The organism is Vibrio sp. Isolate34, from assembly GCF_022397915.1.
Lineage (GTDB): Bacteria > Pseudomonadota > Gammaproteobacteria > Enterobacterales > Vibrionaceae > Vibrio.
The window spans coordinates 169,796-181,967 of the sequence record NZ_JAKEUO010000008.1; the positions used below are offsets into that span (position 1 = coordinate 169,796).

The 12,172-nt window shown below is 44.5% G+C and carries 10 protein-coding genes; all 10 read left to right on the forward strand.

Translation table 11 applies throughout. The features are described from left to right. Positions 1-69 precede the first annotated feature (69 nt). The 10 genes from L1D22_RS11180 to L1D22_RS11225 all read left to right on the forward strand — a co-directional run bounded on the left by L1D22_RS11180 (position 70) and on the right by L1D22_RS11225 (position 11,910). Entirely contained in the window at positions 70-1,062 is a 993-nt protein-coding gene (locus L1D22_RS11180) for an ABC transporter substrate-binding protein (protein ID WP_239829819.1), read from the forward strand. Positions 1,063-1,222: 160 nt separating this feature from the next. Beyond that, positions 1,223-2,122, forward strand: a complete 900-nt coding sequence (locus L1D22_RS11185; RefSeq protein WP_239829820.1) for a proline/glycine betaine ABC transporter permease — start codon at positions 1,223-1,225, stop codon at positions 2,120-2,122. Then, positions 2,115-3,347, forward strand: coding sequence for a glycine betaine/L-proline ABC transporter ATP-binding protein (locus tag L1D22_RS11190; RefSeq protein WP_239829821.1), 1,233 nt, complete (start codon positions 2,115-2,117; stop codon positions 3,345-3,347). The genes L1D22_RS11185 and L1D22_RS11190 overlap by 8 nt, the downstream gene beginning before the upstream one ends. Before the next feature lie 379 nt (positions 3,348-3,726). Next, positions 3,727-4,131 (forward strand): Hpt domain-containing protein, encoded by a 405-nt coding sequence (locus L1D22_RS11195; protein ID WP_239829822.1) that lies wholly within the window; start codon positions 3,727-3,729, stop codon positions 4,129-4,131. Positions 4,132-4,295: 164 nt separating this feature from the next. Next, positions 4,296-5,804 carry a sigma-54 dependent transcriptional regulator gene (locus tag L1D22_RS11200; RefSeq protein WP_239829823.1) on the forward strand — a complete coding sequence of 503 codons (1,509 nt, stop codon included), beginning with the start codon at positions 4,296-4,298 and terminating at the stop codon, positions 5,802-5,804. Further along, a complete protein-coding gene (locus L1D22_RS11205; protein ID WP_239829824.1) occupies positions 5,785-6,930 on the forward strand; it encodes a glycosyltransferase family 4 protein in 1,146 nt (381 codons plus the stop codon). Before L1D22_RS11200 ends, L1D22_RS11205 begins: the two co-directional genes overlap by 20 nt. A 195-nt stretch (positions 6,931-7,125) precedes the next feature. Then, positions 7,126-8,499: an O-antigen ligase family protein gene (locus tag L1D22_RS11210; protein WP_239829825.1), complete on the forward strand. Its 1,374-nt coding sequence runs from the start codon at positions 7,126-7,128 to the stop codon at positions 8,497-8,499. Positions 8,500-8,592: 93 nt separating this feature from the next. Continuing rightward, on the forward strand, positions 8,593-9,378 hold the full coding sequence (locus L1D22_RS11215) for an acyltransferase (protein WP_239829826.1): 786 nt from the start codon (positions 8,593-8,595) through the stop codon (positions 9,376-9,378). Then, positions 9,371-10,489, forward strand: coding sequence for a glycosyltransferase (locus tag L1D22_RS11220; protein ID WP_239829827.1), 1,119 nt, complete (start codon positions 9,371-9,373; stop codon positions 10,487-10,489). Before L1D22_RS11215 ends, L1D22_RS11220 begins: the two co-directional genes overlap by 8 nt. Then, entirely contained in the window at positions 10,486-11,910 is a 1,425-nt protein-coding gene (locus L1D22_RS11225) for a chain-length determining protein (RefSeq protein WP_239829828.1), read from the forward strand. The genes L1D22_RS11220 and L1D22_RS11225 overlap by 4 nt, the downstream gene beginning before the upstream one ends. Positions 11,911-12,172 lie beyond the last annotated feature (262 nt).

Sequence of the window (12,172 nt, forward strand, 5' to 3'; positions counted from 1 at the left end):
CGAGCAATTTAGTTAATCAACAGACCTTGATTAGCTTGGTTGTATTATTAAAGAGAAAGGAAACTCAATATGAAATACAAGTTAAGCTCCGTATTTTTGTTAGTTGCAGCAGCCAGTGGTCATGCTAACGCTGGAGAATGTGGCAGCGTAACAATCGCAGACATGAACTGGAACTCTGCAACTTTAATCGCCAACATTGACCAATTTATCCTAGAACACGGATACGGTTGTGATGCTGAACTTATCCCTGGCGACACAATGCCAACCGGCACGTCGATGATTGAGAAAGGCCAACCGGATGTTGCACCAGAACTTTGGAGTAACAGCCTAAAAGATGCCCTTGATAAAGGTGTTGAAGAAAAACGTCTTCGCTACGCAGGTAAAGCACTTGTGAATGGTGGTGAAGAAGGTTTTTGGGTTCCAGCCTACCTCGTTAAACAAAACCCAGAAATGGCAACTATTGAAGGTGTACGTAAAAACGCATCTTTGTTTAAGCACCCTGAAGACCCAGATACATCCGCATTTTACAGCTGCCCAGCAGGTTGGAACTGTCAAATCAGTGCCGCTAACTTGTTTGACGCACTTAACCTAGAAGACAGTGGCTTTACTATTGTTGACCCAGGCTCGAGTGCCGGTTTATCTGGTTCTATCGCGAAAGCTTACGAACGTGAAGAAGCTTGGTTTGGTTACTACTGGGCACCGACTGCGGTTCTTGGTAAGTACGACATGGTGAAAGTTGACTTTGGCAGTGGCGTTGATAAAGAAGAGTTCATCAACTGTACAACTCAAGAAGGCTGTGAATCACCAAAAGCGACCATGTACCCGCCTTCACCGGTTCACACTATTACCACTGAAAGCTTTGCGTCACGTGCACCTGAAGCGTATGACTACTTTACTAAACGTGGTTTTACCAACGACAAAATGAACTCGCTGCTTGCTTGGATGGAAGACAACCAAGCCGATGGTGAAGAAGCGAGTATACATTTCTTAAGCGAATACCCAGAAGTATGGCACCCATGGGTTTCAGACGAAGTCGCTAAGAAAATCGAAGCTGAGCTGTAATTGCTAGATTTTAAAACTAGCTATATTTCAGCAAAAACTAGACTTCACTAAAACGGAAATAACGTCGCTATACTTGATGTTATTCATAATTCGGAACCTTGTTCTTACTCATATTCAACGAATGGTAAGGACAGGTTACTCCGAACTATAAGGATATAAAATGGCCGACAGCAATTGGTTATCAAGCTTTCCAGAGATGGAACGCTCTGATTTACGAGCAATAAAAAAAGCACTAGATGGTGCTTACCGTGAATTTTCCCGTGAATACGGCGAAACGATTGAATCATTATTTGACCCTCTTCTCTCTTTCCTTGTTTGGTTTGAAAAACTCCTCATTTCTACTCCATGGCTGATCGTTCTTGGTGTGTGTACCGCATTGGTGTACGCCGCGAGCCGATCATGGAAACTGGCATTAGGTTGTGTCGTTTCACTACTTCTCATTGGTTACTTTGGAATGTGGGAAGATACCATGCGGACACTGAGTATCATCACTGTGTGTACCTTAGTCTCGATTTTCCTCGGTATCCCGATTGGCATTGCGATGGCACGTTCTAATCGTGTGCAATCCGTCGTGACCCCGTTACTCGATATCATGCAGACCATGCCTGCATTCGTTTACTTGATCCCAGTGGTTATGCTGCTTGGTATTGGTAAAATCCCAGGCCTAATCGCGGTAGTCATCTACGCAATCCCTCCTGTAATTCGCCTAACTAACTTAGGTATCCGCTTGGTTGATAAAGAAGTGTTAGAAGCGGCAACCGCATTCGGTGCAAGCAAGAAACAGCGTTTGTGGGGTGTTCAATTACCGCTAGCCATGCCAACGATTATGGCGGGCATCAACCAAACTATCATGATGGCACTGTCGATGGTGGTCATTGCATCTATGATTGGTGTTAAGGGCTTGGGCCAACCGGTTCTTAAGTCCATAACCAACCAATACTTCACTTTGGGCTTGATGAACGGTTTTGCCATCGTGGCACTTGCGATCCTATTTGATCGAGCTTCACAGGCTTATGCGCAACGAACCAATGCGCACCTAGGAGGATTCAAACATGACTAAACCATTAATCGAAATTAGTGGCCTGTTTAAAGTGTTTGGCCCTAAGCCACAGTCGGTGATGAACCGAGTTAAGAACGGTGAACACAAAGACGAGATTCTTGCAGATACTGGCCATACGGTTGGCTTGAAAGAGATTAACCTTGAAATCAATCGTGGTGAAATATTCGTTATCATGGGCCTTTCAGGTTCTGGTAAGTCGACTTTGATTCGACACTTCAACCGTTTGATTGACCCAACTGAAGGTAAGATCACAGTTGAAGGCATTGATGTCATGAGCCTCAACACTAAAGAACTGGAAGAGTTCCGCCGTCATAAAATGTCGATGGTATTCCAGCGCTTTGGCCTAATGCCTCACCGAACTGTGGTCGAAAACGTTGCATACGGATTGGAAGTTCAAGGCATCAAGAAAGAAGAGCGTTTAGCGAAAGCCAACGAGTGGTTAGAGACTGTGGGGTTGAAAGGTTACGGTAATCAGTACCCTGCTCAACTTTCTGGTGGTCAACAACAACGTGTCGGCTTATCACGCGCTCTGTGTACCAACGCTGAAATCTTGCTGATGGATGAAGCCTTCTCGGCTCTCGACCCTTTGATTCGTAGCGAAATGCAGGACCAACTTATCGAGCTTCAAGAAAAGCTTCATAAGACGATTGTTTTTATCACCCATGACTTGGACGAAGCTCTGCGTTTAGGTGACCGAATCGCAATCCTTAAAGACGGTGAGTTAGTACAACAAGGCACACCACATGAGATTCTTTTGAACCCTGCCGATGATTACGTGGAAGCGTTCGTGAAAGACGTTAACCGTGCGCGAGCATTGACTGTAGAAACAGTGATGCAACCTCCTCTATACCGAATCACATCAGAAACCATTGAAGGCGCGCTAGCGCAAATGAAGATGCTTAAGCACGATTACGCATACCACGTAACTGATGATGGTTATCAAGGGCTTGTGACCAAAGAGAGCCTGCAAGATGCGGTAGAAGATTCAACGGTGCACGACTTCAGCGATGAGATATATGAAGAAGTGCCAGCAGTTCTGCCTGATGCGGTGATTGAAGAGGTACTGCCAGACACCATGTCTTGTGACTACTCTCTTCCTGTTGTCGATGAGGAAGGTAATCTTAAAGGTGAACTTGAGAGAAGTGCTGTAGCAGATATCTTCTCTGAAAATAGCGAGGAAGATGTAGAACCTTCCCCAAAGCCAAAGATTGGTAAAGCTTCTTAGCTTACAGGCTATGTTAATTAATTAGCCTAGATTCAATTCTTAGCTTAACAAGGTACTACTCACAAACTTAACCTAGGCCACTGTATTGATTTGATGCAGCGGCCTTTTGTTTTGTTCAACCTTTACCTTATACCGGCCCTCTGTACAAGTCGCCAGCTAGACACTTAAGTGCATATTTCATAAGTAAATACACATGAAATCAACTCGTTACATCCATAGCTTGAGCGTAATACAACGCCCCTCAACACGATTATATGCGATAGTTTTTAAGGCAAGCAGTTGAAATTATTCTAGAAAATGACTAAAACTTAATAGTACCTATGGATATTAAGCTCAAGCAGACGTATTGGATTACGACTTAACAAAAGGACTTCGTTTGATGAATTCGACTTTAACGTCAGACACACCTCAAAATGTAACTAACCAAGTAGACCTCGAGCTTGTTGATGAAAGCGTTCTGGAGCAAATGATTCGAGACACCAGTGCGGACATCATCCCCATATTAATCGACCATTACGTGGCAGAATCACAAACTCGCTTAGTGGCGATCAGAGAAGCAACAAGCAATCGAGACGCTCAAACACTCGAATTTGAAGTACATACTCTCGGCAGCACTGCGCTTTCGTTAGGTAACCGTCCATTGGGCGAGTTATCACGTGCTTTAGAGCAACAATGTTTAGAACAGCAACACGACGAAGCGTTTCTTCGAATTGATGAGTTGCTCGAACTTGCAGACCGCTCAATCAAAGCCCTACTTGAACGAAAAGAAGTGGGATTCAGCTGATCGTTTTCTCACAGCTCATGTATCTATTCACAGCGCACTCCCACAACACAAAGTGATATTAAGAGATTGCATGCGGTAGATAACAATTACATTCGAATCGTATTGATGGTTACATGTCACTATGTTATTGATTGGTTAGGATAAAGTTTCAAAAGGAATACACAATGCGCCCTAAAGTATTGTTAGTTGAAGACTCCACCTCCCTCGCCGTACTGTACAAACAGTACGTTAAAGACGAACCCTACGACATATTTCATGTCGAGACAGGTGCGGAGGCCAAAACATTTATTGAAAGACATTCTCCACAGCTAGTTATTCTAGATTTGAAACTGCCCGATATGCCGGGAGAAGAAGTTTTAGACTGGATCAGCGAAAACGATATTCCAACAGCTGTTATCATCGCAACGGCGCACGGCTCTGTGAATATCGCCGTAGACCTCATTCAGCGCGGTGCGGAAGACTTTTTAGAAAAACCCATTCAAGCTGATCGCCTGAAAACGTCGGTTAATCTTCACTTGCGTAGAGCTAAGCTCGAAAACCTTGTTGACGACATTCAAACCAAATTCGATCGTGACCGTTTTCATAACTTCATTGGTTCGTGCTTACCAATGCAAGCCGTCTACAAGATCATTGATTCTGTCGCGCCAACCACTGCCAGCGTGTTTATTAACGGCGAGAGTGGTACGGGTAAAGAAGTGTGTGCAGAAGCGATCCACCAAGAGAGTCAACGTAACGGTAAGCCCTTCGTTGCCATTAACTGTGGCGCTATTCCTCGTGACCTAATGGAGAGTGAAATCTTCGGTCACGTCAAAGGAGCGTTTACTGGTGCGACAACCGACCGTAAAGGTGCAGCAATGCAAGCGCATGGCGGTACCCTATTTCTCGATGAGCTTTGTGAAATGGAACTGGAGATGCAAAAGAAGCTCCTTAGATTTTTGCAAACCGGTACGTTTACTCCACTCGGTGGCAACCGCGAGATTAAAGTTGATGTCAGAATTATCTGTGCGACAAACCGCGATCCACTGGTTGAGGTAGAAGAAGGACGCTTTAGAGAAGACCTTTACTATCGTGTTCACGTTGTGCCAATCGAGATGCCACCGCTTCGTGAAAGAGGAGGTGACATTATCACTCTGTCGAATCACTTCTTGAAGCTGTACGCGAAACAAGACAAGAAGAAATTCAAATCTATCGACAAAGAAACTCAAGCGCTTCTTAAACGCTACACGTGGCCAGGTAATGTTCGTCAATTGCAAAACATCATCCGTAACATCGTGGTGTTGAACAATGAAACAAGCGTGACCAAAGACATGTTGCCTCCGCCAATTAATAAAGCGGAAAGCACAAAGCCAAAGAGTGTGACACCGATACGAAACGTCGCGCCAGTAGCTGTCAATGCCCCTGCTCCTGTAGCCGAAACTAAACTGCCGCCTATCACACCCGAAGAGTTGGAACAGACACCTCAAGTACAAAGCGAACCAATGACACCTGCGTTTACAACCACCGAAGGTGCTATTCGCCCAATGTGGCAGATTGAACGTGAAGCCATTCAATATGCTATTAATCATTGCGATGGTAACGTGTTGAATGCAGCCGTGTTGTTGGAACTCAGTCCTTCTACGGTTTATCGTAAGAAACAGGCTTGGGAATCGGAAGATGAGTACAATCAAGCCTAACCTTGAAGGGCTTAACCAAGTCCATTCTGTTCAAGCTCAGGAGGTTACAACCCCTGAGCCACAAGAGATTTGGCTGTTAATCGACAGCCAAACCTTTGGAGGAATCGAAACTCATGTTATTGAGTTAGCATCAGGCTTGATTGAACATCAATGTAAAGCACGAGTGATACTGCTTACCAAGTTCGAACCTCTTCCTCCTATCATCACTCGTTTGACTCAACTTAAACTTCCTTTTTGTCATCTCAGCGACATCGCACCAAGTCAGGGTAATGCATTGTCACAGCTGAAACTGGCTATTACTGAATTCCAACCATCACACATCCATGCTCATGGCTACAAAGCGAGTATTGTCGCTAAGCTGGCCAAGTTAACGACGAGTAGTTCCGATAAACCACGTCAAATATCAACCTATCACGCAGGCGAAACTCCAACTGGAAAAGTGTGGCTCTATGACTTTTTAGATCGATACACGAGCGTGATTTCTGATCATTCATTGGTGGTAAGCGATAAAATTAAAGAAAAGCTCCCTTCGAAAACCACCCTACTCAACAATTTCATCGCGATTCCTGAACGTCCACGCTCACCTCATGTTTCTGACGAGACTCAGATTGCAGATTCGACTTATCACGTTGGATTCGTAGGTCGCTTAAGTCATGAAAAGGCACCAAACCGATTTGTTACGCTTGCTCAAGCTAACCCTGATCACCATTTTCATCTATTTGGTGATGGTCCGGAAAGACAAGCGTTAGAAAGCAGTAACTTGAAAAATCTCACGTTTCATGGTCACCAAACCAACATGAGCAGAGCATGGCAAACTATTGATGTTTTGGTTATTCCATCCAGATACGAAGGGTTACCCATGGCAGCGCTCGAAGCCATGGCGCGTGGAATACCCGTTATTGCAACAAACGTTGGCAACCTCCCACAGTTGGTTGAACATCAAACCAACGGCTATATCGCACAAAGCGAAACACAACTGCAAACATGCTTAATTGAATGGCTTGGCCTTTCTAATCAAGAAAAAAACGTCATGAGCCAAAAGGCAAGAAACACGATTATTGAACAGTACTCCCCTCAAGCTGTCATTCCACAAATCTTGGCGTGCTACGGTAACCTAACGACTTAAACTCCGCATGCCTCTGTGAATAATCTTTGACTCATACCGCTGCCAATTTGATTCTCATTTTGAATCACACTCAAACAGGCGATTTCCTTTCCTAAAATAGCCATTAAATACAGTTAGTTAAATTAAAAACATATCTGGCATTCACCTTGCTATTACTTTATTTAGTCGGAAGTTAGCTAGGTGAAGGAAAATAAAATGCGAGACCAAGTGAATCGAACACCGTTGATTGTCGGGCTCTCTTTCCTGAGCCTGATTATTGGCGTTGCTTGGTATTTGGTCCCTCACCCAGTAGTAGTGATTGTCCTTGCTTTCATACCTTTGGGTGCTCTTTTCGTTATCAACAAAGCGTTTTGGTTTGTACTTTTGTTTGTCGTGTTTTCCTTCTTCCGTATTCATGAGGCGTTACCACAACTTTATCCGCTTAAAATACCTCTGCTGTTATCGATGGGCGCTCTGTCAGCCCTTTTATGGCATTCACTGGTCAGTAGAGAACTGAAGATCTTTTGGCACCATTCATTCAATTGGCTTGCGATATTCTGGGTTTTAACCACCATAGGGGTTGTTTTTGCCTCTAATAGACCTATCGCATTAGCAGAATTCACGGGCGTTTATTGGAAGATCATTGTCATGACCCTCGCGATTGCTTGGCTCGTGAATACCACAGAGAATTTGGCGAAAACGGCGATGACCATCATCTACGCCGGAGCCTTAGTCAGTTCGATTGCGGTCTACAACTCCATAAACGGTATTGGGTTGGTTGAAGGTTCAAGGGTCACCATAGGACGAGATTTTGGTTCTATGCTCGGCGACCCGAACGATCTGTCACTCGTGCTGATGTTCCCACTTGCCTTCACAATCAGCCAAGCGAGTACGCCGGGTATTTCCTATTTCAAACGAATTATCAGTGCTTTAGTGTGTATTTTGTTGCTTGCAGCAATTATAGCGACTCAAAGCCGCGGTGGATTATTGGGATGCATCGCTGTAATTGGTATCTTTGCCTGGAAGTTAGTTCGCTCTAAAGTCTTGTTGATTTCGTTAGGTTCAGTTGCCGCCGTTGTGCTCTATTTGGTTGCGGGAATCTCCGATCGAGCGTCTGGCGGCGCAGCAGAGCAAGGCATCGATGAATCCGCCATGGGTAGGATCTACGCGTGGGAAGCGGCGATAAAAATGGCGATAGACAACCCGCTAACCGGCGTTGGGCTAAACAACTTCTTCTCTAACTACTTCTTTTACAGTTCACATTGGGACGGTCTGAACCACGCTGTTCACAGTACTTGGTTTGGCGTATTGGCCGAAACGGGCTTCATCGGCCTGATTGTTTTTGTCATTCTGATTGTCTCATTGATCAAAACCTCTCGCGCCACTCTCGCAAGGCTTTCAAACTGTACGACACATGTGCCACCGGAACTTAACGCTGTCGCTTACGCGGTTTACGCTGGCCTTATCGGTACTATTGTGTCGGGCACCTTCCTAACTCAAGGCTTCAATTGGCCCATTTACATCCTCGCTGCACTCACTGTATGTGTTTCCAACGTATCCCAAACTGCTTGTCAAAATGAGAAAAGCTAAAAGCCAAACTTTAACTAATTGAAAAATAATGAATTAGTTTATGGCACAGTATATGAAAGTACTCCTGTATAACAATACAAAAGGAGTTTCATTATGACGTCAGCATCTATCCACCAATTCAAACATTGGCTTAAGTTTCATCCTAATTCTCGAATTCGGAATGTGTTTTTCATTTTGAAAAACATCAGAAGCGCAGAATTACCGACCCCACAAACTTTCAATCGCGCTCTATACCAAGTACACAAACTTATTGTGAACATCATCGGCGGGATTACGCGCTTTTGTTATTGGACGCCAGCATTCAAAGGACGAGTCGCCCAATGTGGTAAACGTTTATATCTGTATGGCGGTCTTCCGTTCGTGAGTGGCCCACTACAAATTTCTATCGGCGATGATTGTCGAGTGTCTGGCCACACAACATTTTCTGGATGTACCCAACCACTAGAAGGTTTAGAGCACCCACTGTTGTCTATTGGTAACAATGTCGACATCGGCTGGCAGTCAACGATTGCAGTCGGTAAGCGCGTAATCATCTCAGATAACGTTCGTATTGCAGGTGGCGCATTCCTGTTTGGTTACTCTGGCCACCCTCTCGATGCGAAACGCAGAGCACAAGGCGAAGGCGACGACCCACAACAAATCGGCGATATCATTCTTGAACAAGATGTATGGCTAGGTACGAATGTTACGGTAAAAGGCGGAGTCACCATTGGTGAAGGCGCTGTGGTTGCTGCAGGCAGTGTCGTAACGAAAAGTATCCCTGCTTTTGCTATTGCTGCGGGTAACCCGGCGCGAGTGGTAGGACAGATAAAATCGGTAGAAGTGACAGAGTCAGACGTATTCGATTCATTAGAAACTCATGGAGGTGACCATGCGTGATCTCATTGTATTCGGAGAGGACTTCGGTGGCCTTCCATCATCAACACAACATCTAGTGCGTCATTTGGCACTACGTCATAAAGTGTTATGGGTGAACTCGATTGGTTTAAGACAACCGAAGCTGTCGGCAAAAGATGCAACACGAGCGTTCAACAAGTTGTTTGGTAAGACTAAAGCGGTAACGCAGAACATGCTTGATTCTAAGGGGCACGATAACATTACAGTCGTTAACTTAAAAACAATACCCGCACCAGACTCCGCAATCTCAAGAAAGCTAGCCAAGTTTATGATGTTACATCAGTTAAAACCGATCATTACTGAACTCAAACTTGAAGCGCCAATTCTATGGACCTCCCTTCCGACAGCGGTTGATTTGTGTGGGCACTTAGGCGAGTCATCAGTAGTTTATTACTGTGGTGATGATTTTAGTGCATTAGCGGGTGTCGATCATGACACGGTATCCAAGCATGAATCGGAACTGATAGAAAAAGCAGATCTCATCTTTGCAGCTAGCGACAAGTTGATGACTAAGTTCCCAGAAGACAAAACACAGCTTTTGCCGCATGGTGTTGATGTGAGTCTTTTTTCAACGCCCGCACCTCGAGCAGTAGATCTACCAAGCAGCCATCGCCCTATTGCTGGTTTCTATGGCAGTCTTTCAAAGTGGCTCGATTACGACATGATAGAACGCGTCGCCAGTGCAGCGCCTGAATGGGACTTTGTATTCATTGGCCCAAACGAGCTTGATACGCTAATGCTACCAAAGTTGAGTAATGTGCATTACTTAGGCCCTCGCCCACACCACACTCTGCCAAGCTATTCGCAGCACTGGGATGTGAGCTTATTACCGTTCGTTGATAACGAGCAGATTCGAGCTTGTAGCCCACTTAAGCTCATGGAATACCTAGCAGCAGGTACGCCAATTGTAGCTACACCGTTTCCAGCACTGGTTCCCTATCAAGAGCACGTAACCACTGTAGGCAGTGCAAACCAAATGATTTGGGCACTTGAACATGCGCGCCACCTGAACAATTCACCCATATCTGTCGTTGAAAAAGATAGCTGGAAAAACCGCGGTAACTTCGTACATTGGATGTTGGAGCTGTTATGAATAACCTAAAATTGCGACTGTTGTTTATTTTGAATGCGGCATGGCGTCAACGTTACGTTATCTTGGTGCCGATTCTTATTCTGCCTTTCATTGGGTTTGGTGTGAGTAAGTTAGCCCCAACCAAATACGATGCGCACACCAGTATGTTGATTCAAGAGACCGCTAAGATGAACCCTTTTCTTGAAGACATTGCGGTATCCACCATGCTGAAAGACCGTATGAGTGCACTTCGCACCCTATTGCACAGTCGCCATGTGCTCTATTCGGTTGCTGAAGAACTTGAACTCACAACGCCAGAGATGCCGAGCATCGAAAAAGAAGAGATCATTACAGACTTATCTCAACGCTTGTCTGTCACACAACTGGGGAAAGACTTCCTAAAGATAAGCTTAAGTTCAGATACGCCAGTAGGCATGGAGGCAACGCTGCGTTCGGTCAGTGAACATTTCATTGAGCAGTTGTTGGCACCAGAACGCTCTTCTATCCAAGACTCCAGCAGTTTCCTTAAAATTCACATCGATGAACGAAGCGCTGAACTTGCTCAAGCAGAAGAGGCTCTCGCGTTGTATGTGAACGAAAACGTGCATTCAACTCCAGAAGTTCAGAGTCAAAGTTTGAATCGATTAGCCTCTTTGAAACAAACATTGGCTGAAAAAGAAGCTGAGTTGTCAGGCGTACAAAAAAGTCTCGGTTCAATAGACCAACAACTTTCAAAAACGAACCCTGTTATCGGACGATTAGAAGATCAGATCATCGATATCCGTAGCGCTTTGACTTTGCTACAAGCCAAATACACTGACCAACACAGCGCAGTGCAGGCAAAAGTTCGCGAGTTAGAACGACTTGAAAATGAAAGAAAGGTGTTATTAGAACTAAAACAACCAAGCATGAATAACGACCAGTTGTGGGATATCGCAAGTAGTACCACATTGAATAACCTTTCAGATACAAAACCTTTATTAGTCACGCAATTACACAGCCTGCAATTGGTTCGAGCACGATACGAATCTCTAAATGAAGAAACAAAAAGCCTTCGCACTATGATTTTTGAACTGGAAAACAAAGCCAATAACTTTGGTGAAAACGCCAAAGAGATGTACCGATTGCAACGTGATGTGAATATCAAACGCCAACTTTATGATGAATTGACTGAGCGTTACGAAATGGCACAGTTAACGGGATCTCTTGGTGTATTTGAAGAAAACAAACGTGTGAAGATCATTGATTTACCCTTTACGCCGAGCATCAAATCTAACATGCCGACATTCGTATTCATCCTTGCTGGTTTAATTGCTGGTATTGGTTTAGGTGCGGGTTTAGCTATCCTGTTCGAACTTTTCGACTCTTCAATCAAACGCAAAAGCGAAATTGAAGATATTTTGGGCGTTCCAGTGATAACCGTTATTCCCAAAATGAGTTAAGTCGCAAGGTCTTTGTTAAGCTGTTAATCACGTATGCGAAAACACCAACAACATGTTGGTGTTTTCGTTTTTGATATGGACTCGTTAAGGTAAGTCCCCTAAGACTTTGCATCCTTTTCCCCGCAGATCCATACACACCTTCTGTTTTGATTCCCATTTTGAGAATTAATCACCACCTAACGAATAATAATCTTAACCCCATGAAAAATAGCAATTAATTATTTGGCACGCTGCGTGCAATGTTAACGTCAGAACGATTTTA

What these genes read in the sequence shown, in the direction of transcription:
- L1D22_RS11180 (WP_239829819.1), top strand. Translation starts at nt 70, where the DNA reads ATGAAATACAAGTTAAGCTCCGTATTTTTGTTAGTTGCAGCAGCCAGT.
- L1D22_RS11185 (WP_239829820.1), top strand. Translation starts at nt 1,223, where the DNA reads ATGGCCGACAGCAATTGGTTATCAAGCTTTCCAGAGATGGAACGCTCT.
- L1D22_RS11190 (WP_239829821.1), top strand. Translation starts at nt 2,115, where the DNA reads ATGACTAAACCATTAATCGAAATTAGTGGCCTGTTTAAAGTGTTTGGC.
- L1D22_RS11195 (WP_239829822.1), top strand. Translation starts at nt 3,727, where the DNA reads ATGAATTCGACTTTAACGTCAGACACACCTCAAAATGTAACTAACCAA.
- L1D22_RS11200 (WP_239829823.1), top strand. Translation starts at nt 4,296, where the DNA reads ATGCGCCCTAAAGTATTGTTAGTTGAAGACTCCACCTCCCTCGCCGTA.
- L1D22_RS11205 (WP_239829824.1), top strand. Translation starts at nt 5,785, where the DNA reads ATGAGTACAATCAAGCCTAACCTTGAAGGGCTTAACCAAGTCCATTCT.
- L1D22_RS11210 (WP_239829825.1), top strand. Translation starts at nt 7,126, where the DNA reads ATGCGAGACCAAGTGAATCGAACACCGTTGATTGTCGGGCTCTCTTTC.
- L1D22_RS11215 (WP_239829826.1), top strand. Translation starts at nt 8,593, where the DNA reads ATGACGTCAGCATCTATCCACCAATTCAAACATTGGCTTAAGTTTCAT.
- L1D22_RS11220 (WP_239829827.1), top strand. Translation starts at nt 9,371, where the DNA reads ATGCGTGATCTCATTGTATTCGGAGAGGACTTCGGTGGCCTTCCATCA.
- L1D22_RS11225 (WP_239829828.1), top strand. Translation starts at nt 10,486, where the DNA reads ATGAATAACCTAAAATTGCGACTGTTGTTTATTTTGAATGCGGCATGG.